Below are 24,454 nucleotides of genomic sequence, written 5' to 3'. Positions count from 1 at the left end.
CTAGTAATCATTTGAGGGTTTGATAATTCTGAATCTCTTTGAAATTAAGTTCGATCGAATATCTGCGGAATGTGGGTTATAACGATAACCAACAATATATAAAAACCCGCCCCACTCTCACCAATAATTCACATCAACCTGATATTTATATTTAATTCCCAAATGTAGGTGATGATTTATCGTTGGGTGGGGGCGGGTTTTTGAGATTGTTTGTTTCCGGCGATGATGGTTGGTGAACCCGCCCCTACGGGTATTATGTTGATGGATTAAAATTACATGGTTTTTAGTTTTAGCTTTTTGGCTTGCTGGGGGAGCGATCGCCCGCTGAGTCGATCGGCATTACCAAGATTTTATCAACTCGGTTCCCGTCCATATCGACTACTTCCACGCGCAAACCGTTCCACTCAAAATGCTCGGCTGCTGTGGGAATTTTGCCCAAATTTGTAATCACAAAACCGCCCATTGTGTGGTAACTTCCTTTGTGTTCTGCTGACAATTCTTCGATTCCAAACAGCTCAAAAAAATCTTCGACTGCTAGCATTCCGTCTAACAGCCAAGAACCGTCTTCGCGCTGCACGGTTTGAGGTTCGTCAGCATCTTCAATCGAGGGAAAGTCGCCAACCAGTTCGACTAAAATGTCGTTAACTGTTACCAATCCTTGAATGACGCCGTATTCGTCTACTACCAAGGCAATTTGATTGCTAGATTGCTTGAAAAGTTCTAATACTTTTAAACCCCTGGTGCTTTCCGGCACGAATAAAGGCCTGCGCAAAGAAGCACTTAAATCGAGCGGTTGACCAATTAAAGTGCGAGACAGCATATCGGTAACGTGTACTAAACCGAGAACGTTGTCCAGTCCGCCCTGACAGACGGGAAACCGAGAATGACCGCTGCCGAGCATTTTTTGGCGGTTTTCTTCTACTGAGTCGTCGAGGTCGAGCCAGACAAGATCGGGCCGTGGGGTCATTAAGGCGCTGACTCGCCGATCGCCCAAACGAAACACTCTTTCCACCATATCTTGTTCGGCTTCTTCAAAGGTTCCGGCTTCTGTTCCTTGCTCTATTAAAACTTTAATTTCTTCCTCTGTAACTTGGGGTTCTGTTGAAGGCGCAATTCCCATGATCCGCATTACTAAGTCAGTGGAATAACTTAACAGATAAACTGCAGGAGCACCAATTTTTGAGAGCATTCGCATGGGAATTGCTACGCTTGAAGCGATCGGCTCCGGGTTGTTGAGCGCTAGCCGCTTCGGCACGAGTTCGCCGATAATTAAGGTCAGATAAGTGATGGTTAAAACTGCTACTACTGAGGCGATCGTCTGAGAATAGGGCGCCAGGGCAGGAATCAGCCGCAACAAAGGCTCTACCCTTTTAGCAATTGTCGTTTCTCCGAAAGCGCCCGACAGAATGGCCAGCATCGTAATCCCGATTTGAACTGTCGGCAAGAACTGATTGGGGGCATTAGCCAGATCCAAAGCTACGCGGGCATTGACTGAACCTTGGTTGGCCATCTGTTGCAGTCTCACCTTCCGTACAGAGATGATGGCCATCTCTGACATCACAAACAAGCCATTGAGGAAAATTAGCAGGAGAACAATCAGAAGGTCGGTACTTGGGGACATTTCTCAAATTATCGATGGTAACGGCAAGCGCACTGCCCGATTAGTCGATTTTAGATTTTAAATTTTAGATTTTAGATTGACTCCGCAGCCACTATCTGGGGGATCTCCCTGATGTCTAAAATTTTTCGATCTTGACAGCTTGAGTCGTGGGCTTGTATCCGTCTTTGGGTGCAGTCACAGGAGAGGTTGGGAAGTTGTCTATCTCGATCGCAAAATCGAAATTGTTTCTCAACCTGTCACTAGAGTAACGGAACTGGCTCATTTCGATCGCAAGTTGGAGATATTTAGAGAAGACCTGTAGCAAAAATCTACCCGCAGTTCAGTGGAATTACCAAGAGCCGATCGCCACAATGATAGATGTTTGTCGTACAATCTTCCTTAGTAGGTAGCGAGGAAGAGCCTTCGCCCATCAGGGATTAAAATTAACAGCGCATGACTTTCTCTTCGATAATTCGTACCCTGGGGCGATCGCCCCTAGCCACAGAACTTCTCAACAAGCTCAAACGGTATCATTGCCTGCAACTGTCCGGCCTCGCCCGTTTGCCTAAAGGTTTAGTAGCTTCCGCCCTAGCACAGCAAGAGGGGCGAAACCTATTGGCGGTGACGGCAACTCTGGAAGAAGCGGGCCGCTGGGTGGCCTCTTTAGAGGCGATGGGCTGGCAAACTGTACATTTTTACCCGACTTCGGAGGCTTCCCCCTACGAGCTATCTTACTCCGACGAGAACGAAATGACTTGGGGACAAATGCAGGTGCTGGCGGATTTGGTGGACAACGAAGAAAAAACTACCAATTCGTCTAAGCCGATCGCGATTGTAGCTACTGAAAGAGCTCTCCAGCCTCATTTGCCCCCTAGAAGTGCTTTTGAACCCTACTGTCTGACGCTGAACCGAGGGGCAGTTCAAGACTCAAAAATACTTGACCGCCAACTGGTTTCGATGGGGTACGATCGGGTGACTCTGGTGGAAATGGAGGGCCAGTGGAGCCGCCGGGGCGATATTGTCGATGTGTTTCCGGTAGCGGCGGAGTTGCCGGTGCGGCTGGAATGGTTCGGGGATAATTTGGAGCAAATTCGGGAGTTCGATCCCTCGAACCAACGATCGCTCGATAAGATCGATCGGTTAGTTTTAACTCCTACTAATTTTAACGCAATTATTAAAGCAGTTTTAGCTGAAAAAAATATTGAAGAAATTAACCGCCTAGGCTCTCTAGACACAGAAAATGAAGCCGAAAAATTTGTCCGCAGGCTGTTGGGTTTAGCCTTTGAAAAACCAGCATCTTTGTTGGATTATTTGCCAAAAAATACTTTAGTTGTTATTGACGAACCGCAAGGGTGCGAAGCTCACAGCGACCGCTGGTTTGAGAATGCACAGGAACAGTGGAAAAATTGCCATCGGGAATCGGAAGCGGCAGAGGCAGGAACAGAAAAGTTGCCGATTGCTAATTTTAAGGTGCCGAAAATTCACCGCACTTTTGCTGAATCAATGGCAGATGTCGCAGGTTTCGACAGGCTAGAAGTTTCTGAATTGGCAGAAGATTCTACTGCTAAAAAAGCTCAAAGCTCTACAGAGAGCGACCAGCTACCGACTGCGATTAATTTGGCTTCTCGGCCTGTGGCGGTGATGCCTCACCAATTTGCGAAGCTGTCTCAAATGCTCAGGGAAGAGCGCGATCGGGGTTTTGCGATTTTTCTAGTTTCTGCTCAACCCAGCAGATCGGTTTCTCTGCTGTCGGAACACGACTGTCCGGCTCAGTTTGTGGTGAATCCGCGCGATTATTTGGCGATCGACAAGTTGCAGTTGCAGCACGTTCCGGTTGCTTTGAAGTACAGCGGGCTGGCAGAATTGGAAGGTTTTATTCTGCCGACTTTTCGGATAGTTTTAATTACCGATCGGGAATTCTACGGCCAGCATTCCCTGGCAACTTTTAGCTACGTCCGCAAACGCCGCCGCGCTGCTTCTAAAAAGGTTGACCCGAACAAGCTCAGTCCCGGGGATTTTGTGGTTCACCGCCAGCACGGAGTGGGAAAGTTTCTTAAGTTGGAACGCTTGACGATCGATCGCGAAACTCGCGAATATTTGGTGCTTCAATACGCTGACGGTACTCTGAGGGTGGCGGCCGACCAGTTGGGGGCTTTGTCGAGGTTTCGGACTGTAGGCGATAAAGTACCGGATCTCAACAAACTCACAGGTCAAACTTGGGAAAAAACTAAAACAAAAGTTCGCAAAGCTGTTAAAAAATTGGCAGTGGATTTGCTGAATCTTTATGCCAAAAGAGCCAAGCAACAAGGTTACGCTTTTCCTCCCGATATGCCTTGGCAGCAAGAGTTGGAGGATTCTTTTCCCTACCAACCAACGCCGGATCAGTTGAAGGCAACTCAAGATGTCAAACGCGACATGGAGGGCGATCGACCGATGGATCGCCTGGTCTGCGGCGATGTCGGTTTCGGCAAGACAGAAGTTGCTCTCCGAGCTATTTTTAAGGCGGTTACAGCGGGCAAGCAGGTGGCTTTGCTCGCACCGACGACGATTTTGACCCAACAGCACTATCACACGCTGAAAGAGCGTTTTTCCCCTTATCCGATCGAAGTTGGCTTGCTCAATCGCTTTCGCACTGAAACCGAGCGCCGGGAGATTCACAAGCGTTTGGCGACTGGGGAATTAGATGTGATTGTCGGTACTCAATCTGTTTTGAGCAAAGCGATTAAATTTCGGGATTTGGGCTTGCTGGTGGTGGACGAAGAACAGCGGTTTGGGGTCAAGCAAAAGGAAGCGATTAAAGCTCTCAAAACAGAGGTAGATGTGCTCACTCTCACCGCAACGCCGATTCCCCGGACTTTGTATATGTCGCTGTCGGGGATTCGCGAGATGAGTTTGATTGCGACTCCGCCACCCAGCCGCCGCCCGATTCAGACGCATTTGGCTCCCTATAACCCGGAAGTGGTGCGATCGGCAATTCGTCAAGAATTGGACAGGGGCGGTCAGGTGTTTTATGTGGTGCCGCGGATTGAGGGGATTGATGAGTTGGCCGCTCAGTTGCAGGAGATGGTACCGTCTGCCAGAATTGCGATCGCCCACGGTCAAATGGATGCTTCGGAACTAGAATCGATCATGCTGACTTTCAGTGCGGCGGAGTTCGATATTTTGGTGTGCACGACGATTATTGAGTCGGGTTTGGATATTCCGCGAGTCAATACAATTTTGATTGAAGACGCGCAGCGGTTCGGTTTGGGTCAACTTTACCAGTTGCGGGGACGGGTGGGACGCGCGGGGATTCAAGCTCACGCTTGGCTGTTTTATCCGAAGCAGAACAAGCTTTCGGATGCTGCAAGGCAGAGGTTGCGGGCAATTCAAGAGTTCGCGCAGTTGGGATCGGGCTATCAGTTGGCCGTCCGAGATATGGAAATTCGCGGTTCCGGTGATGTTTTGGGTACTGAACAGTCGGGTCAAATGGAGGCGATCGGTTTTGATTTGTATGCTGAAATGTTAGAGGAAGCTATTCGCGAAATTAAAGGTCAGGAAATTCCGAAAGTGGAGGACACGCAAATCGACCTCACTTTGACAGCGTTTATTCCTGCTGATTACATCGCAGATTTGGATCAAAAGATGAGCGCTTATCGGTCTGTGGCTTCTGCTAATACCCCAGAAGAGTTGGAGCAGATTCGGGCCGATTGGTGCGATCGTTACGGCCCCATTCCTATTCCGGCCCAGCAACTTATCCGGGTTGTCGAACTCAAACAAATCGCCAAGCAAATCGGTTTTTCTCGCATTAAGCCGGAAAATAAGCAGCACATTGTTTTGGAAACGCCGATGGAGGAACCTGCTTGGAATTTGCTCAAGGCTAATTTGCCGGAACATTTGCGCTCTCGTTTTGTCTACAGCAAGGGGAAGGTTACTATTCGAGGTATGGCGGTTTTGACTGCCCAAAAGCAATTGGATAATTTGATTGATTGGTTGGGTAAAATGCAGGGCGCTTTGCCGGAAGCCAATGTTTTATTTTAATAGAAAATCCCGGAATATCAAATCGTGAAAAAGTTAGTCTGTGTTTTTTTTGCGATCGCGATAGTGCAAGTAGTGCCAATGGCGGTTAAAGCTCAAATGATATCTTGCACCTTTATCAACTACCTGTTTAGGAACGGGCAAGATGCCCGTTCGACAAAACTCAATTTTACTGTGGAACGGGCATCTTTCCCGTTCTTAACAATGGTGCAAGATGTGAGTCAACAAATAATTGACCCGATAGAACGGGTTGTGAGTGCAGGATTGATGAAAAAAGATGCTAGCGGCAATTTTAATGCTGAGGGCATTGTCACCCGCGCCGATTTGGCGGTGATTTTAGTAAAAACTTTTGGTTTGGAACGGCGGAAAACAGCTCAGAAACCCGAGATGGAATTGTCGGACGTACCTAAGAGTTACTGGGCTTACAGTGCGATTCAAACTGCTTTGAAAACGGGAACGATGAGTGGATATCGCGACGGAATGTTTTTCCCAAATCAAAGGGTGACTCGCGCTGAAGCGTTGGCGATTTTTGCTCAAGCTTACGGGGTTTTTCAGTTTCCCGATGCCAGCATTTCCGAGATTTTAGCTAAGTATCCAGATGCAGGAGAAATCCCTAATTGGGCTAGAAAGTCTATGGCTACTGCACTTTATGAAGGGTTTGTTAATGTTGAACTCGGAACTAATAAGATTAATCCTTTGAAGCCGATGAATCGCGGAGATATCGCTTACGCTTTGAGCAAGTATTTGGAGCGGCAAGTAAGGCCAACTTCTTTGCCTGTCCGGGACGATCGGCCTCCTAATCGCGGCATGGGGCGGTGATTGTGTTGAGTTGTGAGTTAATAAAGTCGATCGCCCGCCATGCAAAATCCCGGAGATTTGGTGACTGTAAAAGCAGCCATCAAACCCCCAGGATTTAAGTTTTTCCTCTTAAACGAGGCTCAAATTATTGCCAGTGAGTTTTGCCTCAATCAGCAGTAGCCAATTCGGTACTGCCGGCGCCGCGCTTCCGCGTCAGGGTATTGAAAAGCATCTGACCGACTGCTTTAATCAAATTGCCTTCTAACTCCATGAACATCTTCATGTTCATGCCAAAAGCTGCATTAGCTTCGTCAACAATTCGATCTGCTGTTGCTTCGTCAATCGGCAGTTCGTTCATTGCCTGACGGTAGTTAGCTTTAAATTCTTTTTCATCAGGAATATCCTGGAATTCATAGAAAGCAGTGCCTTCTCCTTCGGAAAGATTCATCCCGCGCTGGGCAATTCCCTTCAGGATTTGTCCGCCGGATAAATCGCCGAGGTAGCGAGTGTAAGAGTGAGCTACTAACAGTTCTGGTGCTGTAGCCGAGATTTCGTGAATCCGCTCCACATAAGCTTTTGCTGCGGCTGACGGAGCTACTTGTTCGCGCCAATTCGCACCGTAGTAGTAAAATAAATCTTGCTCTAAGCTTTGTTTGCGATTCAACTCAGAAAAGTAAATTTTTGAAACAACCGGATGCTGTTTTTGGCGTTCCATTTCCTCTTCCATTGCCGAGTAGACAAAGTAGAGGTTTCCTACTAACTTCCGGTAAGAAGTTTTTTCTACAACGCCTTTTAAAAAACACTTGACAAAACCGACGTTTTCTGCCATTGTGTGGGATTTTTTCGTTCCCTCACGCAATTTGGTCGCTAAATTGATGCTCATGCTATATTGTCCAACCTTCTATTTTTGTGGTAGTTGATGGATGCGCCAAAAATCTCAAAATTACCTAAGCATTTACCTTAGATCGATTTGATGAGAGATTGTATTAATTTTTATAACAAAAGTTGGCAGCAGTCAGCAGTCAGCAGTCCGTTGGCAGTTGGCAGCAGTCAGCAGTCATCAGTCATCAGCCACTAACTAATGACTGATGACTAATTACTCATCCTCGCCAGCAAAGAACTGTCAACTGTCAACTGCCAACTGTCAACTAACTTAGATGTCCAAGTCGAGGAGGTTGAGTTTGGGGCCGTAGGTTTCGATGAATTCGCGGCGGGGGGCGACACGATCGCCCATTAAGATCGTAAAGATGCGATCGGCCTCAGCAGCGTCTTCAATCTCCACCCGTTTCAGCGTCCGAGTTTCTGGGTTCATGGTCGTATCCCACAACTGTGTCGGCATCATTTCACCCAAACCTTTGAACCGCTGAATCGTGTAGTTAGCATTCGCCGGAAATTCATTGCGGATGAGATTGTTCATTTCGCGATCGCTGTAACAGTAGTAATGATTGCGTCCCCGTTCCACTTTATAGAGAGGAGGACAAGCAATATAGATGTAACCTTGTTCTACAAGTGCGCGCTGATAGCGGTAGAAGAAGGTCAGCAACAGCGTGCGGATGTGAGCGCCATCAACGTCAGCATCAGTCATAATTACGATGTGGTGATACCGCAATTGACCCGGATCGAATTCTTCGCCTTTGATGCCCAAACCCAGGGCTGTAATTAACGATTGAATTTCGTTATTTTTGTAGATTTTGGCGTCGTCTGTTTTCTCAATGTTGAGAATTTTACCGCGCAAAGGCAGGATTGCTTGGAACTGGCGATCGCGCCCTTGTTTTGCACTGTTGTGGACAAAAATTCCCGCAGCTAATGCAAAGTTGTGACTGTTGGGGACTTCGATGTCGTAAACATCGTAGCGTTCCTCTACAGCTTCGATCTTGACAACCCGGTGGTTGTAATTCCGAACCGCTTGGCGAGCATATAGTGCATCACCATTAAAGTAGCGATCGCAAAAACTCTCATACTTCAACAAACACTTATCTTTTTTCGTGCGGCGGTAGATATTGTAATAATCAACATCAATCCAGCCCATTTTCATCTCAACAGCCTTCAAAGCTTCAAGAGTTTTGCGGTAATAAGTTTCGTTCAAAGCTTCTTTACGTTTCTGGCGAAACTCCGGCGTCCACTGTTCCTTAGTTTTTTCGCGCCGCCACTCCAACAAATTCTCATCTTGCCACTGTTCTTTCGCAAATTGCGAATTAGTCTCCCGCGCTTCAGGATTGTTAGCAAAATGATTGCGAACCCGTTCCGACTGAGCCAAACGGTTTTCTTCACTACTCCAATACTCTTGCTGGGCTTGGTTCAGCAGTTCATTATTTTGCTGGCGATAAGTTTCATCCGTATCGTAAAACTCCCGCCACTTGCTCGCCATGTAAGCTTTATACTCTTCATCTTCCCACTGAGCTTTCGCTTGTTCCGAGAGAATTTGGCGCGTTTCGGGCTGCCGCATCCGCTCTTTCATCATCGCCCGAAATTCATCGGTCATGTGAGCTTGACGGCTCTTTTCAATGACATCGGGCCTGTGCAAGGTTTTCTCAAGGTTCGCGCGGTGAAGAGCCAAGTGATCCTCAGCAGGCAATCGCTGAATATTTGTCGGATTGTTGTTGAGTTTATTGAAATCAACGTGGTGGCGGTGATTGCCCTCAGATGCTTGATAGACACCGTGTTTCAGGTTGTAGAAATCCGCTAAAAGATGAGTGTAAATCCACTTATCACTGTTGGGATTCCAAACCATTTCGTAACCGTTAAGTCCCTGACCCTGTTTGTTTTTTTCCGACAACTTGCTGTGGAACGGCATTAATGAATCTTCAGGTGTCAGCATGGCGGCTGCTTTGTAAGTGCCATCCCGCAACATAAATGGATGGTCGGGAGTGCAAATCAAAATTTCTCCGTTGTCCAATGTCAGCTTAATCACTTCAGCATTAGCTTTGGTCATCCGAGCGTTAGTAATACGCTCAAGTCCGATGTTTCCACTCTCTCTGACGGTGTAGCAAAAGTGTTCTTTGCCTTCAGCTTGTTCGTCAACTATCTGTTTGATAGTTTTTACTGAACCATCGGCTAGCGATATATAAGTTTTTCCAATCCAACAGCCGCCCGCGGAATCGCCCTCGACCAGGTATATCTCAGACAGGGCGGGGTCTCTGGAGCTACAGTCCGCTAATTTTCCAGGCAAAGGAGACGATTCTAAGACGGATTTTCGGCGCACTAAATCGCGGGCGCGGCGGGCGGCTTCAGCGGCCTTAAATGCCTGAATTGCTTTTTCCAAAATAGCGTCAGCTACTTGGGGGCGAAACTCCAAATATTCTGTCAATACTTCGCCTACCAAGGAATCGACAATTCCCCGAACTTCTGTATTGCCTAGCTTGGTTTTAGTTTGACCTTCAAATTCCGGGTCTGGGACTTTGACCGAAATCACTGCTGTCAAACCTTCGCGAACGTTTTCGCCGGCGAGGTTGGGCTCGTTTTCTTTGATTTTGTTGCGCTTGCGGGCGATCGAGTTCATCGTCCGCGTCAAAACAGCCTTCAAACCTTCTAAGTGCGTGCCACCGTCGATCGTCCGAATGTTGTTAGCAAAACCTAGAACGTTGTCGCTAAAAGCATCGACGCACCACTGCAAAGCCACTTCTATTTGCACGTTGTTGCGTTCTCCTTGCACGTAGATCACTTCGTCGTGCAAGGGCTGTTTTTCGCGGTTCATGTAGGTGACATATTCCTTGATGCCACCCTCGTAACAATAAGTTTCGACATGGGGTTCGCTACTTTTGAGCAATTCCAAGCGGCGATCGCCAAACGTAATTTTCACGCCCGCATTCAAATAAGCCAATTCTCGCAAGCGTCCGGCAACAGTAGCGTAATCGAACTCAATGCCAGTGCTAAATATTTGATGGTCTGGCAAGAAACAAACTGAAGTACCGGTGCGATTTCCTTTGCTGGGCTTTGCCTGAAGTTCGCTGACGGGAAAGCCTCTTTCGTAGCGCTGCAAATGTTCTTTTTGGTCGCGCCAAACCCTAACCTCTACCCACTCCGAAAGTGCGTTAACTACAGAAATACCTACACCGTGCAAACCTCCAGAAACCTTGTAACCGCCGCCGCCAAACTTACCGCCGGCGTGGAGTACAGTCATTACTGTTTCTATTCCCGATTTGCCAGTCTTGGCAACGATGCCGGTGGGAATACCCCGGCCGTCATCTGTGACAGTAACAGAACCGTCTGCGTTGAAGTCAACCTCAATGTGAGTGCAGTGGCCAGCCAGCGCCTCATCTATGGAATTGTCCACAACCTCGTAAACTAGATGGTGGAGTCCTCGCGGGCCGGTGGTACCGATGTACATCCCCGGTCGTTTGCGGACTGCTTCGAGACCTTCGAGAACTTGAATCTGGTCGGCGCTGTAGCTGCTGGTCATACAAAAATAGCTCCAATAATGAGGCCTAAAGCCCCGAAAGCTTCTAAAATGGGAAAACTTCTAAAATTATAGCACAAAACCGTTAAAGGCGATGCTAGGGCTTTCTGAAGGGAAATTTATCGGGGGGAGGGAGGGGAATAGTTTTGAGATTGCTTGAGGACGGCCCGGACCGATCGGGGTGAATCAGTGAAGCAAGAGAGGGGAAAGCATTGATAGGAGAGGATTTGAGAGTTTTTATAAGGAAATTGGCGACAGCTTATGCCTAGATTAATGACGATTTGCGGGGCGACGGCGACTGGGAAGTCTGGAGTGGCTGTGGCTGTGGCTTCGCGACTGCAATCCTCGATCCTGAGTGCGGACTCCCGTCAAGTGTACCGCGAGTTTGACATCGGAACCGCAAAACCGACGGCGGTCGATCGCACTTGTGTACCGCATCACTTAATCGACATCTGCGATCCGACAGAAACTCTGACATTAGCAGACTACCAGCAGCAAGCTCAAAATTTAATAGCTGCTGTTGATTCTCCTCTGTTGTTGGTTGGTGGGACGGGCTTGTATATTAAATCGATCGTGCGCGGTTTGAAAATGCCGAGGGTAGCACCGATGCCCGAATTGCGATCGCAACTTGCGGAACTCGGACAATCTCAATGTTACGCGATGTTGCAGCAGGTCGATCGCGCTGCCGCCGAGAAAATTCACCTCAATGACCCAGTAAGAACTTTAAGAGCACTGGAAGTATTTTATGCGACCGGTCGCCCTATTTCGGAACAGCAGGGCGAAAATCCTCCCAATTATCCTATTTTACAAATTGGGTTGGATTGCGAAATCGATGTTTTGGTCGATCGTATCAAACAGCGCACCGAACAAATGCTAGAACGCGGTTGGATCGCTGAAGTAGAATATTTGTGTAAAAAATACGGCTGCGACTTGCCATTGTTGAACACGCTGGGCTATCAGGAAATGAAACAATATTTGGCGGGCGACATTAAGCTTGAAGAAGCAAAAGAATTAACAATTTTGCACACGAGACAATTTGCGAAGAGACAGCGGACTTGGTTTCGAGCGTATCCTGAAATTGAATGGTTTGATGTTAGCGCACCAGATTTGCTAGAAAGAGTTTGGCAGAGAGTGCAGGAATTTATCAAGTGATTTTATAGCGAAATTAAAGATTTTTTCACCGCAGATGAACGCTGATTAACGCTGATGTAATTTAAATTGATTGGCTAGTTTTTCAACTCAAGTAAGTCTGATTTTTGCGTTAACTTGGACTGGGCAAAATTGCTCTAATTCTTTGCCGAAACAAACGCACAGAAGCACGCTGTCCGATTGTTCTGCTTTGTTCGATGAAACCGGAAATTTCGGCAACGGGTAAAAACGGAAATGCTAAACTGCGATCGCACATTTCATATTTCCCATCTACAAGGTGATAAACTTGCAGAGATTCCCGGCGATACCTCCACAGTTCGGGAACACCAAGAGCAGCATATATGGAATCTTTATTAACTGAAGAATTCGTGTAATCCGACTCTATTGCTAAATCTGGAGGCGGGTCATTGGGCAAATTGATATTTCTGCCTCTAACTAAAGATTCATTTTGAATGTAGAAACAGGAATCAGGTTCTACAGCACGAGTTAAATCTTCTCGTTCAAGAGTCAGCGAACCCAGACTCCTAAGTTCAATTTCCAGCTCATCTACAATGGCTTCCACAAAGCTTTCTATCAGTCGTTTGGGTTCTTCGTGTTCTTCCAGCGGCATCCTAATTTCTAATAATCCTCTATCGTAAGCAATTCTCCAAGCTCTGTCGTCCCCAACATCTGCCAGCAAGGCCTTAAAAGTTGACCAACTGACACCTTTTAAAATAACTCGGTTTTCTGGGGTAGTTTGCTGCTCTACGGGAGTTGATGTTGTTGTTACCATTTAACAATTCCTTGGTAGCTTCATCAATTTTTATTGTAGTCGATTAGAGTAAGTCTGGTTTTTGCGTTAACTTTGATTCGGTAACATTTCTCTAATTCTTTGCCGAAACAAACGCACTGCCGCACGCTGTCCGATTGTTCTGCTTTGTTCGATGAAACTGGGAATTTCGGCAACTGGTAAAAACGGAAATGCTAAACTGCGATCGCACATTTCATATTTCCCATCTACAAGTTGATAAACTTGGAGAGAGTGCCGCCGGTACCTCCAAAGTTCCGGTACGCCAATTGCAGCATATATGGAATCTTTATTAACTGAAGAATTCGTGTAATCCGACTCTATTGCTAAATCGGGCGGCAAATCCTCTGGGAGGTTGATATCTCTTTTACCTCTGACGCTGGCTTCATTTTGAATGTAGAAACAACTATCAGGTTCGACAGCACGAGTTAAATCTTCCCGTTCCAGAGTCAGAGAACCAGCTTTCATCACTTCGATTTCTAGTTCGTCTGCTGTAGCTTCAATAAAGCTTTCTATCAGTCCTTTCGGAACTTCATGTTCTAGATGCGGCATCCTGATTTCTAATACTCCTCCATCGTAAGCAATTCTCCAAGCTCTATCGTCCCCAACATCTGCCAGCAATGCTTTAAAAGTTGACCAACTGACACCTTTTAAAATAACTCGGTTTTCTGGGGTAGTTTGCTGCTCTACGGGAGTTGATGTTGTTGTTACCATTTAACAATTCCTTGGTAGCTTCATCAATTTTTATTGTCGTCGCTCGACTGCAAAATCAAAGTATAATTTACAATTATAGTGCAGGTATCCGGTAAGGATACGGCACTGCTGTGTCCTGTATTTTATTTTCCTGAAGCGAACAAAAAAGTTTTTTAAATTAACCGCAGAGAACGCAGAGGGCGCAGAGAAGGAGAAAGTAGAGAAAGTAATAATAATTTGAGGAACAAGCCGAAAAGCCTGTTCCTCAAATTATATCTCGCGTACTTAATTAACTGTACAAACTCGCCACATATTCGCCGTAACCGTTATAGGGCAAAGTTGGGCGAGTTTCCCACGACCAACTGTTACCGGGCCCGACTATGCGTTCGCTGGCCTGGGACCATCTGGGGTGCGGCTTGTCGGGTTCGACATTTGCTTCAAAGGCGTATTCGTTGGGGCCGATTGTATTCCAAAAAGTGGCGGGCTGTTTTTCGACAAATTCAATTTTTACGATCGACTTTGCGCCCTTAAAGCCGTATTTCCAAGGAATCACTTGCCGCAGCGGCGCACCATTTTGTTTTGGTAGTTTTCTGCCGTACAAGCCTGTGGCAAAAAATGCTAAATCGTTGGCCATTTCTTCAATTCGCAGGCCTTCGGTATAAGGCCAAGGATAAAATTGCGACATCAAACCGGGGCCGGGAGTAATTTTGGGGTCGTAAAATGAGGTAAAGCGAACGAATTTAGCGTTTGATTTAGGTTCGACATCAGCCATCAGCAATTTCATCGGAAATCCGACCCAAGGAACTACCATCGCCCAGGCTTCTACGCAGCGAAATCGATACACTCGTTCTTCGATGGGAAATTTTTTGTAGAGGTCGTCGATATCATAAGTGCGGGGATTTTTTACTAAACCGCTTACTTCTACTTTCCAGTTTTCTGTTGGCAAAGCTTGAGCGGCTTGCCAAATAGATTTTGTGCCGCCGTATTCGTAAAAATTGTTGTATTTTGTAGCTAAGGCTTCGTCGGTAATTGCTCGATCGACTTTCGCAAAGGCAGGATTCCGGCTCAATCCCGCATATGCTTGGGTTGAGCTTCGCTCCAGAGCAGTTTTTGAGCTAGCATTGCTTTGGCAGCCGGTCAGCGGCAGCAGCGAAGCAGTCACGCCGGCGCCAATTAAATTTGTCATGAAGCGGCGGCGGTTGAGAAAGGCTGTTTCTGGGGTAATTTGGTGGTCGAGAATGTCCCAAGGTTTAGGTACGCGAATTAACGGCATAAGTAATAGTTAAAAGTTAGTAGTTAGTTTGGCGAAAGTTGCCTAAGTTTTAATCTGTTAGTCGATTAGAAATTTGCAGTTTTAGATTGACTCCATAGGAGAAAGAATCGCGGATATTTGGTAATGCCTCGCGATTGCTTTGGTGCGATCGCACTGCAAGTATTCGCAATGACAGTATACCTTAATTCGGTAACAACTGAGATATTTCACCATTCTAAAGAACAGGCTTCCCTAGCCCGTTCCGCGAAGAATCATTTTCTTGTGGGGCGGGCCGAAGAGCCCGCCCGTACATCGACCTATTAAACCTCGCTCGCAGGAAAGTCAGCAATTATTTACGCGCGATCGACCGAAGCAAGTGTGGCGAAAATCTGGGAAACAATTATCATAAAGCAAAGATTCCAATTATTTAATTTGTCCACAGGAAGCGGCACGCACCGCCCCGCTTTCCTCCCCCACCAGCAAGTGTATGTCGGACGGGGGGTCTCCAGCGGAAAGACAAATGAGTTACTGCACCAATCCCCATTGCCAGAACCCCCAAAATCTCGATCGCGCGACAGTCTGCAAAAGTTGCGAGTCGAACCTCCTGCTAAAAGGTCGCTACCGAGTCTTTCACACCCTCGGTCAAAGTCTCGCTTGCCGCACCTTCTTAGCCGTCGATGAAGACCAACCTTCGCAACCCCGCTGCGTCATTCAACAGTTCTGCGCGCCCGCAGCAGTCGCCGACGTTGGCACACAGCACAACCGGACATTTCGCGGGTCTGCCTCAGTTCTCGGCGAGTTGGGCAGGCATCCCCAAATACCCAAACTCCTGGCATTTTTTGAAGTCGAGGGCTGCCAGTATTTAGTGCAAGAATACATCGAAGGTCGCAATTTAGCCGATCGGCTTTCAGAAAAAGGTGTTGTTAAAGAAATTCAAATTTGGTATCTGCTGAGCGAATTGTTGCCAGTCCTGCAATTTGTTCACGAACATCAACTGATTCACGGAGATATCAAACCGTCCAATATTATTCACCGCAAAACTCCCCAAGCATCCCCAGCTTGGGCAGGGAAAGAGGATTTATATCCCCTACCCCAGGAAAGTGCTTCGGGGCTAGTTTTAGTCGATTTCGGTTCGGTAATTCCGGCAAACAGCGGGCCGCTGAAAGCAGAAACGGTGACAGGTTCTGCCGAATACGCGGCCCCGGAACAAATTAAAGGTCAAGCGATTAAAAGCAGCGACATCTACAGTTTGGGCGTCACTTGCATTCACTTGTTAACAGGAATGTCGCCCTTTGATTTGTTTGACATCAAAGCCGACAGTTGGGCTTGGAGGCATTATTTGAAAGTACCGGTTTCGGCGCGACTCGGCCGCATTCTGGATAAAATGGTGCAGCGAGAACCATCAAAACGCTATCGATCGACCGAGGCAATTCTCACAGACATGAAATACGGCCCGGCACCGGTAGAAGTGATTCTCAGCAAACCCAAGTGGACTTTAGCTGTGTGGGGAGCAAGTGCGGTTGCCCTGCTGTCCGTAGTGCTGGGTGTTCGCTTGCCATCTCCAGCACCGCAGGCTTTCACTTCTGGCGAACCAGTTTCTAGCATTCCTGAAATTCGGTTCAATCCGCCCCCCATGCAGAATTTCAGCAGTGGTGGCGAGTCTCAGTCCGGGCCCGCAGTGCGAACTCTGGCGGATGGAGACAAAAACCCGGTTTGGGCGGTTGCAGTCACTCCCAACGGCCGCGTGATAGTCAGCGGGAATAACGACGGCACAATTCACCTGCTGCACAAGCGTCGCGGCAAGCTGCTCAAGGTTTTAACAGGACATTTGGGCCCCGTGTGGTCGGTGGCTGTCAGTCCCGACGGCAGGACGATCGCCAGCGGCAGCGCTGACGGTACGATTAAATTGTGGAATTTCTATTCGGGTAAGTTAATTCGGACTGTGGACGGGAACCAAGACGGCGTGTTCTCGGTGGTTTTCAGTCCCGACGGCCAAGCCCTCGCCAGTGTAGGTAAGGACAATACTTTGAAGTTGTGGCAAGTGGAAGACGGTTCGGAGTTGGAAACCTTCAAAGGGGTTTTTGACCAGGTGCATTCGGTGGCTTTCAGTCCCTATAAAGACACTCTCTTTACTGGCAACAGCGACGGTACTATCAAGCTGTGGAATTGGAAGACAGGGGAATTCCAAGCGACTCTCACGGGTCATGCCGATGCTGTTTCGGCTCTTACTGTCAACCCTGACGGTAACATTTTGGGCAGCGGCGGTTGGGACAATACGGTGAGGATTTGGGATATCACCACGGAACACGGCCCTCAGCCTTCGGGTGAGGTGACTTTTACCGGTCATGCCGATCGAATTCAGTCTCTAGCTTTCAGTCCCGACGGCCAGACGCTTGCCAGCGCCGATTTGAGCGGCACTATCAAGCTGTGGGCGATGGATGGCGGGGAACGCGGTACGCTAAAAGGTCATTCTACTTGGGTGGAATTGGCTTTTAATCCTCAAGACAAGACTCTGATCAGCGGCAGTTTTGACGAAACGATTAAGGTGTGGCGGCTGTCTCCTTGATTTGTTCGATCGCCCCTTCGAGCGAGTTTTGAAGAACGCGGGCGATCGGATTTGAAGAATTCCCAACCAAATCAAAGATTGTGGTTGGGAATTCGGCGGTTGAAATCGCTGAGTTTACGGGCGCGCAAACGAAGTTCGCGCAACGCGAGACTGTAGGAATATAATATTTTCCTTCTTCCTTTTTTCTTCTAATTGATAACTAAAACCAAATTCCCGATCGCCCTTCCGCTTTCCTGGATTTCGTGCGCTTTGACAATCTCCTCCAAACCAAAGCTTTCAGCGATCGCGTGGCGCAAAACTCCTGCTTGCAAACAAGTGGTAATATCTGCCGCCGCTTGTTGATGGGCTGCTTTGTCCATCGCATAAACTAGCACGTAATGAACGGTTAGATTTTTGTAAACTAATGAGTAAAAGGGAATTTGAGGCGTTATATCGGAATCAGAAGCGTAAGTAGCGATCGCACCGTTGCGTTTGAGGACTTTTAAGTTGGTTTCGAGATTCCTAGCAAAATCCACTTCAATTACGCGATCGACTCCTTCCCCTTTCGTAATTTCTTTAATTCGTGTCGCTACATTTTCGGTTTTATAATTAACAGTATAATCAGCTCCCGCAGTTTTGGCAATTTCTGCTTTTTCAGCCGAACTTACAGTTGCAATAACATTAGCGCCGCCCCATTTTGCTAATTGAACCGCATAATTTCCAACAGCACCTGCGCCGCCTGTAACTAATATTGTTTTCCCAGTTACAGCACCATCTTTAAAAACGCAATTGTGAGCTGTCATCGCCGGAACTCCCAAACAAGCACCTGCTACAAATTCTGTATTATCTGGCAGCAAAACAGCTTGTTCGCTGGGTACAATAACATATTCCGCCGCCGTGCCAAAGGCGCGGGGTAATGTGGCTTCATAAATCCAAACTCGTTCGCCAATTCTTGACGGCGATACGTCTTTTCCTACTGCTTCAATTACCCCAGCACCGTCGTTGTGGGGAATGACTCGCGGGTGTCGCATTGTGAGTCCGCCCCAACCGCTGCGCTGCTTGACATCGGATGGGTTAATGCCGGATGCGCGGACTTTAATTAGCAATTCATTTTTACCGAATTCGGGTACATCTATTTCGCCAATTTTGAGGACATCTTTGGCGCTGCCGATTTGTTCGTAGTAAGCAGCTTTCACGTTTTTTTCTCCTGATGGTTTAGAGTAACAATAGGCGGGATTGTTAAATTTTAATCCTCATCATATCATGACCAAGAATTTCTAGATGGTACCCGCCACGTGATTTATCCGTGGAATCCAAAATCTAAAATCTAAAATCTAAAATCCTAGAATTTATCCGTGGGGTCAATCCAAAATCTAAAATCTAAAATCTAAAATCGAATGACGGCTAAATGTACTGCGGCTAGGGACACGGCACTGCCGCAGTCTTACAGATATCTTCTGCAATCAACTACTTGACAAATTTACGCTATTCCGCCGTTAACGCGGATATTTTGTCCGGTAATCCACCGCGCTTGTTCGCTGCACACAAATGCAATTACATCGGCAATATCTTCCACTTCTCCCAATCTTCCTAAAGCTATCATTTTAGTAAAGTTTTGTATTTCTTCGGCGGTTTTGCCGCCAGTGAAAAGTTCTGTATCCGTTGGGCCCGGAGAAATGACATTTACTGTAATTTGGCGATCGCCCAATTCCTTAGCCAGCGATCGAGTTAGCTGTTCCACCGCGCCTTTTGCCGCCACGTAAGCCCCGTAAGCCGGTATCATTATCGCCGTTGTCGAACTGGAAAAATTGACAATTCTGCCTCCCTCTGCCATGCGTTTAGCAGCTTCTTGACAAGCAAAAAACGTGCCTTTGACGTTAATTCCAAAAATATTGTCAAATTCTGCTTCAGTAACTTCCGCTACAGGTTTGTAAAGAATTACTCCCGCATTATTGACTAAAATATCGACTCGTGAATAGGTTTCGATAGTGCGATCGAACAAATCGCGAATTTCTGCGGTTTTGCTGACATCGGCTTGCACGGCCAACGCTTTGCCGCCTGCTGCTTCAATCGCTGACACAACTTCTTTTGCTTCCCGTGCACCTCTGGCGTAGTTGACTACAACCGATGCGCCTTCTTGGGATAATCGGAGGGCGATCGCGCGTCCTATTCCCCGCGAGGCACCGGTCACAATTGCTACTTTTCCTGTTAGTGATGTCATGGAATTTTAGATCTTAGATTTTAAATTTTAGATGGCTATCACGGATTTTACACTATCTATAGTAGTAAGGTGCTCTTCGGCGCAGCTATAAATAGGGTTTCTGGGTAAGTCCTGTTTATGCTAAAGTGATATCGCCTGTCCAACTAAAATCTATGACCGTAAATTCCGAGTTAGTCTCGCAGCATTTAGAAGCGGGCGATCGACTCCAACAATCTGGTAACTTTGATGAAGCGATCGCTCAATATCAAAAATTACTAGCCATTCCAGCGGAGAGTGCGATCGCACTCAACAAGATAGCTGAAATTTATTATGCTCAACAAAAATTTACCGAGGCGATCGCCTCCTGTTACCAAGCACTTCGCCACCAACCCAATTTTGCTGCAGCCTACAAAACTCTAGGCAATATCCTGCAAGCCCAAGGCAAAATAGATGCAGCTATTCGTGCCTATTCTAAGGCGATCGAATTTGACCCAAATTTTGTCGAAGCATATGTTAATTTGGGCAGTATGTTTTACAAACAAGGTCTGCTAGATGATGCCATAATGTACTACCAAAAAGCTCTGGCTTTTCAACCAGATTTAGCCCCTGCTTATTGGAATTTAGGCAAAATTTTGGAAAAACAAGGGCGAATCAATGAAGGTTTGTTTTATCAAAAAAAAGCTCTAGATTTACAGCCGGAGTTAGAAGCTATTCAGTAAAAAATAACATTTATTTGAAAAGGAATGTTACAGTCAGAATAATTAAATGATTAACGATGCAACCTGGATCGAAATGGAAATTAACCAGAATCCGCTCGAATTGCTAACAACTAAACTACAAGAAACTGTTGCCGATACCGAAAACTTAGCCAACCAAATCGCTGCCAAAGTGGAGGAAAGCGCAACTGTATTAACAGCGTGGATACAATCAGCGCCAAGTTCAATGGTTAGTGCCGGGGCGATCGCCAGTCAAGAAGCTTTTAAAATAGCACACAACATCTGTTTTGAGAACCTGCCAACTAATCTGCAAATCAAATTTGCTAGGGCTGGGGTGCGTGACGGAATGCGAAATGTTCAAGAAGCAGCAAAAGTATTTGAATCCATACCCGCCCAAATTCGCGCCCAAGGCCCAGAAGCAATTCGCAACTTCTGTCAAGATAAAGATTGGAGTCACATCCAAGCGCACGTCAATGGAGGTTCAAGCGAAGCTGCTAACGGGATTTTTGAATATTTTTGGGTGAATCGTGCTCGCGGTGGTGCAGACATGACTGCCGCAGAATTAGCAGTCGCTAAGCAAGTTTTAGCGGATGCAGCGTTTAAAGCAGCAGTTGCGGAAATCGCTGGGGCTGCAATGAAAGGGGCGATCGCCGCAGCAGTAATTGAGTTAATATTTTCGATCTTAGAAAATTCGCTATTGTGCGTAGAAGGCAAAATTACCCAGTCAGAATTAGTGGAACAAGTCGCCACCGCCACCGCCAAAGCTGGTATTGCTGGCGGTGTTGTTACTGGCATTCTGTTAACACTGTGCATGATATTTCCCCCCATTGCCGCGCTTTTAGGTGCCGCAGCGATGCCCTTAGCGGTTGCAGGTATTGGTTTTATGGGAATTCGCGCCTGGGAAATCTTTTGTCACGGCGATCGACTATTTGGTATTAGTCAAAAAACACAAAAATTTCTGGGGATGACTGAAGAAGTGCAGCTTTAGACACGGCCCAGGCTAAGTCCCTACGTCTAATTAGATACCCGACTTCTTCAAGCACTCGGGTATCTCGGTATTCTAAATGATTGGGAAACATAAATAGTATGGATTCAGTAGAAAAAACTCAAGATCAGCAGCATCCGCAATACAAGCGCGATCGAGCCAGTGTCGATAGTTTATTAGCAGGAGAAGCAACCGACTACAATTTATCAGAATTAGCAAGATTGATAATTCGGTACCGAGGCTTTCCCGGCGCTAGAGATATCCAATCAGACTTAAAAAAAGTCCTGCAAAAATGGAATTATACTGAAGAAAGTCTTTACGAAAAAACCCGCAAAATTCACGCTACAGGTGAGGTTTACAGGCGACAAAAAAGCGATCAAGAAGATTGGCTTTAATCTTAAATCTGCAACTTCCAGGAAGAGCCTGGAAGTTGCAGTCAACAGTCAACAGTCAACTGTTAACTATTTTCAAACCATCTCTGGCGAAACTTGCATTGCCGGCTGCGGCTGGAACTGGAACAGCGAATAAACCACATTGCGGCGGATATCCGTCATCATGTCCAAAAACAGTTCGTAACCTTCTGTTTTGTACTCGATCAGCGGGTCTTTCTGCCCGTAACCGCGCAGCCCTACAGACTCGCGCAAAGCATCCATTTGCTGCAAGTGTTCCCGCCACAAAGTATCAATTTGCTGCAAAATAAAGAACCGTTCCGCATCTCGCATCAATTCAGCTCGGATTGCATTAACTTCCGCTTCTTTCATGTCGTAAGCATTGCGGACTTGTTCGTGCAGGAATGTTTTAATTTCCTCAACGGACAAATCTTCTAGCTGATTCGGTGTCATGTCAGCGAGCAGATAAACAAATTCCTTCACCTTGCTCACAAGTTTGTCGAGTTCCCATTCTTCCGAAGGTAAATCGGGATTGATGTATGCTCCCACGATGTCATCCATCGTCTGTTCGGCATACCTAATTACCTGTTCCTTCGAGTCCAAACCTTCCAATACTCGGCGGCGTTCCGCATAGATTGCTCGACGCTGATTGTTCATCACTTCGTCGTATTCAAATACCTGCTTGCGGATATCGTAATAGTAGGTTTCTACTTTTTTCTGAGCGCCTTCGAGGGAACGAGTCAGCATTCCAGATTCGATCGGCATATCTTCCTCCACACCAAAAGCCTTCATCAAACCGGCCACCCGTTCGCCGCCGAAAATCCTGAGCAAATTGTCTTCCAAACTCAAGAAAAACCGTGTAGAACCAGGGTCTCCTTGGCGTCCCGCCCGGCCGCGCAACTGATTGTCGATCCGGCGCGATTCGTGGCGTTCGGTACCGATGACGTGCAAGCCTCCCAACTGCACGACTTCATCGTGTTCGGTGCTGGTAAAAGCATCGTATTCTCTGCGAGTTAAATTGTAAGCTTCCCGCAATTTTTGAATTACCGGGTCTTTTGTCGGCGCTTTTTCCGAAGCTATAGCCACGATATCATCGGCTTGCAATTCCGTGAGCGATCGCTCGCCGTACTCCTTCACCGCCAATTCCACCGCCGCCTTGAGCATTTGCTCGGCATCTTTCGATAGCTGCGTCGGGAAAATCTGCGCCGAAGCTTTCCAAGACTTTACCTTTTTCGCAGTTTGACCAAAACCTTGAGGTGCGGGGCGGCCACTAATACCAGGCACTTGCACCACCGAAAACCCTTCTTCATCCTCGGGCTGCACGATCCGGGGCATAAAATACTCCCGCAACTTCAGGCGCGCCATGTACTCAGAATTACCGCCCAAAATAATATCAGTACCGCGTCCCGCCATGTTTGTGGCGATCGTCACAGCGCCTTTGCGTCCGGCTTGAGCGATAATTTCTGATTCCCGCTCCACATTTTCCGGTTTAGCATTAAGCAAATTGTGAGGAATTTTCCTCTCCTGCAGCAGCCGCGACAGCAACTCCGACTTTTCCACGCTTGTAGTGCCCACCAGCACCGGCCGACCCATATCGTGCATTTCCGCGCATTCTTGGGAGATGGCATTCCACTTCCCAGCCTCCGCCTTGTAAACCATATCCGAAAGGTCTGTGCGGCTGGTAATCCGGTTAGTGGGAATCTGCGTCACTTCCAGATTGTAAATCTTCTCAAACTCCGTCTCCTCAGTCTTTGCCGTCCCAGTCATCCCCGACAGCTTCGGATAAAGCAAAAAGAAATTCTGATAGGTAATCGTCGCCAGCGTCTGAGTTTCCGGCTGAATTTCCGCCCGTTCCTTGGCTTCGATCGCCTGGTGCAAACCGTCACTCCAGCGGCGTCCCGGCATCACCCGGCCGGTAAACTCATCCACAATCACGACTTCGCGATCGGGAGTGACGATGTAGTTAATATCCTTAATAAACAATTCCTTGGCCTTAATCGCATTAAAAATGTAATGCGCCCAAGGGTCGGCCGGGTCGTACAAATCCCTAACACCCAACAACCGCTCAGCTTCACCAAAGCCTTCATCGGTCAATAGCACATTCCGAGCCTTTTCGTCAACCTCGTAATGTTCTTCATTTTCCTTTCTCAGAGCAGCAGCTACCTCAGCCGCCCGGATATACTTCTCGCTGGGGCGTTCCACCTGGCCGGAAATAATTAAAGGCGTCCGCGCTTCATCAATCAGCACCGAGTCAACCTCGTCAATCACGCAGAAATTAAAAGGACGCTGCACGACATCTTCCATGACAGTAGCCATGTTGTCGCGCAAATAATCAAAGCCGACTTCGCTGTTAGTGGCGTAGGTAATATCGCAGCTATAATTTTTCTTTCGTTCCACCTGATCCATGCCCTGCTGAATCAGTCCCACAGTCAATCCCAGGAAGCGGTGCACTTGTCCCATCCATTCCGCGTCCCGTCTGGCGAGATAATCGTTGACGGTGATGATGTGTACGCCTTTACCGTTGAGGGCGTTGAGGTAAGCAGGCAGCGTCGCCACGAGAGTTTTGCCTTCACCGGTTTTCATTTCGGCAATTTGGCCTTTGTGCAGGATAATGCCCCCGAGGAGTTGCACATCAAAGTGGCGCATTCCTAAAACCCGCTGTCCCGCTTCCCGCACCACTGCAAAAGCCTCGGGCAAGATTTCGTCTAGGATCTCTTTCTCTTCGTTGAGAGATCTAGCTTTTGCCAGACGTTCTTTAAACTCCGCCGTTTTGCCTCTGAGGTCGTCGTCTGAGAGTGCGCGGAAGTCTTGTTCCAAGATATTGATATCAGCTACCCAAGGCTGAAATTTTCTAAGTTTGCGCGCGTTGGGATCGCCTAGCAGATTTTTAAACATGGCAACAGAGGCAGATTTTTAATAATTTAGCT

The 24,454-nt window shown here is 47.3% G+C and carries 16 protein-coding genes; 7 read left to right on the top strand and 9 right to left on the bottom strand.

Going from position 1 to position 24,454, the window contains the following annotated elements; genetic code table 11:
* Positions 1-289 precede the first annotated feature (289 nt).
* Positions 290-1,621, bottom strand: coding sequence for a hemolysin family protein (locus QUA80_RS18350; protein ID WP_333426547.1), 1,332 nt, complete (start codon positions 1,619-1,621; stop codon positions 290-292).
* Positions 1,622-2,053: 432 nt separating this feature from the next.
* Between QUA80_RS18350 and mfd the strand changes: the two genes are divergently transcribed.
* Both mfd and QUA80_RS18340 read left to right on the top strand, forming a co-directional pair.
* Positions 2,054-5,620 carry a transcription-repair coupling factor gene (mfd, locus tag QUA80_RS18345; protein ID WP_333426546.1) on the top strand — a complete coding sequence of 1,189 codons (3,567 nt, stop codon included), beginning with the start codon at positions 2,054-2,056 and terminating at the stop codon, positions 5,618-5,620.
* A gap of 24 nt (positions 5,621-5,644) precedes the next feature.
* Positions 5,645-6,436, top strand: coding sequence for an S-layer homology domain-containing protein (locus tag QUA80_RS18340; protein ID WP_333426545.1), 792 nt, complete (start codon positions 5,645-5,647; stop codon positions 6,434-6,436).
* 145 nt (positions 6,437-6,581) lie between these two features.
* On the opposite strand, the gene QUA80_RS18335 is transcribed toward QUA80_RS18340, so the two are convergent.
* Together QUA80_RS18335 and gyrB are read right to left on the bottom strand one after the other, a co-directional pair.
* Positions 6,582-7,298: a heme oxygenase (biliverdin-producing) gene (locus QUA80_RS18335; RefSeq protein ID WP_333234946.1), complete on the bottom strand. Its 717-nt coding sequence runs from the start codon at positions 7,296-7,298 to the stop codon at positions 6,582-6,584.
* 270 nt (positions 7,299-7,568) lie between these two features.
* Positions 7,569-10,814 carry a DNA topoisomerase (ATP-hydrolyzing) subunit B gene (gene gyrB / locus QUA80_RS18330; protein ID WP_333426544.1) on the bottom strand — a complete coding sequence of 1,082 codons (3,246 nt, stop codon included), beginning with the start codon at positions 10,812-10,814 and terminating at the stop codon, positions 7,569-7,571.
* Positions 10,815-11,072: 258 nt separating this feature from the next.
* On the opposite strand from gyrB, the gene miaA reads away from it, so the two are divergent.
* Positions 11,073-11,963 carry a tRNA (adenosine(37)-N6)-dimethylallyltransferase MiaA gene (miaA, locus tag QUA80_RS18325; protein ID WP_333426543.1) on the top strand — a complete coding sequence of 297 codons (891 nt, stop codon included), beginning with the start codon at positions 11,073-11,075 and terminating at the stop codon, positions 11,961-11,963.
* 109 nt (positions 11,964-12,072) lie between these two features.
* Here miaA and QUA80_RS18320 read toward each other — a convergent pair whose 3' ends face one another.
* From QUA80_RS18320 to msrP, 3 genes are all read right to left on the bottom strand, one after another.
* Positions 12,073-12,732, bottom strand: coding sequence for a Uma2 family endonuclease (locus tag QUA80_RS18320; protein ID WP_333426542.1), 660 nt, complete (start codon positions 12,730-12,732; stop codon positions 12,073-12,075).
* Positions 12,733-12,798: 66 nt separating this feature from the next.
* Positions 12,799-13,461, bottom strand: a complete 663-nt coding sequence (locus QUA80_RS18315; protein WP_333426541.1) for a Uma2 family endonuclease — start codon at positions 13,459-13,461, stop codon at positions 12,799-12,801.
* 268 nt (positions 13,462-13,729) lie between these two features.
* On the bottom strand, positions 13,730-14,713 hold the full coding sequence (msrP, locus tag QUA80_RS18310; protein WP_333426540.1) for a protein-methionine-sulfoxide reductase catalytic subunit MsrP: 984 nt from the start codon (positions 14,711-14,713) through the stop codon (positions 13,730-13,732).
* Positions 14,714-15,212: 499 nt separating this feature from the next.
* Between msrP and QUA80_RS18305 the strand changes: the two genes are divergently transcribed.
* On the top strand, positions 15,213-17,258 hold the full coding sequence (locus tag QUA80_RS18305) for a serine/threonine-protein kinase (RefSeq protein WP_333426539.1): 2,046 nt from the start codon (positions 15,213-15,215) through the stop codon (positions 17,256-17,258).
* Between the two features lie 188 nt (positions 17,259-17,446).
* Here QUA80_RS18305 and QUA80_RS18300 read toward each other — a convergent pair whose 3' ends face one another.
* Together QUA80_RS18300 and QUA80_RS18295 are read right to left on the bottom strand one after the other, a co-directional pair.
* Positions 17,447-18,433: an NADPH:quinone reductase gene (locus tag QUA80_RS18300; RefSeq protein WP_333426538.1), complete on the bottom strand. Its 987-nt coding sequence runs from the start codon at positions 18,431-18,433 to the stop codon at positions 17,447-17,449.
* Positions 18,434-18,717: 284 nt separating this feature from the next.
* Complete coding sequence (locus QUA80_RS18295) at positions 18,718-19,458, bottom strand: SDR family oxidoreductase (RefSeq protein ID WP_333426537.1); 741 nt, start codon at positions 19,456-19,458, stop codon at positions 18,718-18,720.
* Positions 19,459-19,610: 152 nt separating this feature from the next.
* On the opposite strand from QUA80_RS18295, the gene QUA80_RS18290 reads away from it, so the two are divergent.
* The 3 genes from QUA80_RS18290 to QUA80_RS18280 all read left to right on the top strand — a co-directional run bounded on the left by QUA80_RS18290 (position 19,611) and on the right by QUA80_RS18280 (position 21,533).
* A complete protein-coding gene (locus tag QUA80_RS18290; RefSeq protein WP_333426536.1) occupies positions 19,611-20,156 on the top strand; it encodes a tetratricopeptide repeat protein in 546 nt (181 codons plus the stop codon).
* Between the two features lie 46 nt (positions 20,157-20,202).
* Positions 20,203-21,141: a hypothetical protein gene (locus QUA80_RS18285; RefSeq protein WP_333426535.1), complete on the top strand. Its 939-nt coding sequence runs from the start codon at positions 20,203-20,205 to the stop codon at positions 21,139-21,141.
* 98 nt (positions 21,142-21,239) lie between these two features.
* Entirely contained in the window at positions 21,240-21,533 is a 294-nt protein-coding gene (locus QUA80_RS18280; protein WP_333426534.1) for a DUF3288 family protein, read from the top strand.
* A 72-nt stretch (positions 21,534-21,605) separates the two neighbouring features.
* Here the strand turns inward: QUA80_RS18280 and secA are convergent, their stop codons facing one another.
* Positions 21,606-24,422, bottom strand: coding sequence for a preprotein translocase subunit SecA (gene secA, locus QUA80_RS18275; RefSeq protein ID WP_333426533.1), 2,817 nt, complete (start codon positions 24,420-24,422; stop codon positions 21,606-21,608).
* Positions 24,423-24,454: the final 32 nt, after the last annotated feature.

The organism is Microcoleus sp. F4-D5, assembly GCF_036704885.1.
Taxonomy (GTDB): Bacteria; Cyanobacteriota; Cyanobacteriia; order Cyanobacteriales; family Microcoleaceae; genus Microcoleus.
Note: the sequence above shows the minus strand (reverse complement) of the source record. Positions and strands in the feature narration are given on the sequence as shown.

Excerpts from the sequence above, each read along its gene's own strand:
- QUA80_RS18350 (WP_333426547.1), bottom strand. The coding sequence starts at position 1,621 with ATGTCCCCAAGTACCGACCTTCTGATTGTTCTCCTGCTAATTTTCCTC.
- mfd (WP_333426546.1), top strand. The coding sequence starts at position 2,054 with ATGACTTTCTCTTCGATAATTCGTACCCTGGGGCGATCGCCCCTAGCC.
- QUA80_RS18335 (WP_333234946.1), bottom strand. The coding sequence starts at position 7,298 with ATGAGCATCAATTTAGCGACCAAATTGCGTGAGGGAACGAAAAAATCC.
- gyrB (WP_333426544.1), bottom strand. The coding sequence starts at position 10,814 with ATGACCAGCAGCTACAGCGCCGACCAGATTCAAGTTCTCGAAGGTCTC.
- miaA (WP_333426543.1), top strand. The coding sequence starts at position 11,073 with ATGCCTAGATTAATGACGATTTGCGGGGCGACGGCGACTGGGAAGTCT.
- QUA80_RS18320 (WP_333426542.1), bottom strand. The coding sequence starts at position 12,732 with ATGGTAACAACAACATCAACTCCCGTAGAGCAGCAAACTACCCCAGAA.
- QUA80_RS18315 (WP_333426541.1), bottom strand. The coding sequence starts at position 13,461 with ATGGTAACAACAACATCAACTCCCGTAGAGCAGCAAACTACCCCAGAA.
- msrP (WP_333426540.1), bottom strand. The coding sequence starts at position 14,713 with ATGCCGTTAATTCGCGTACCTAAACCTTGGGACATTCTCGACCACCAA.
- QUA80_RS18305 (WP_333426539.1), top strand. The coding sequence starts at position 15,213 with ATGAGTTACTGCACCAATCCCCATTGCCAGAACCCCCAAAATCTCGAT.
- QUA80_RS18295 (WP_333426537.1), bottom strand. The coding sequence starts at position 19,458 with ATGACATCACTAACAGGAAAAGTAGCAATTGTGACCGGTGCCTCGCGG.
- QUA80_RS18290 (WP_333426536.1), top strand. The coding sequence starts at position 19,611 with ATGACCGTAAATTCCGAGTTAGTCTCGCAGCATTTAGAAGCGGGCGAT.
- QUA80_RS18285 (WP_333426535.1), top strand. The coding sequence starts at position 20,203 with ATGATTAACGATGCAACCTGGATCGAAATGGAAATTAACCAGAATCCG.
- QUA80_RS18280 (WP_333426534.1), top strand. The coding sequence starts at position 21,240 with ATGGATTCAGTAGAAAAAACTCAAGATCAGCAGCATCCGCAATACAAG.
- secA (WP_333426533.1), bottom strand. The coding sequence starts at position 24,422 with ATGTTTAAAAATCTGCTAGGCGATCCCAACGCGCGCAAACTTAGAAAA.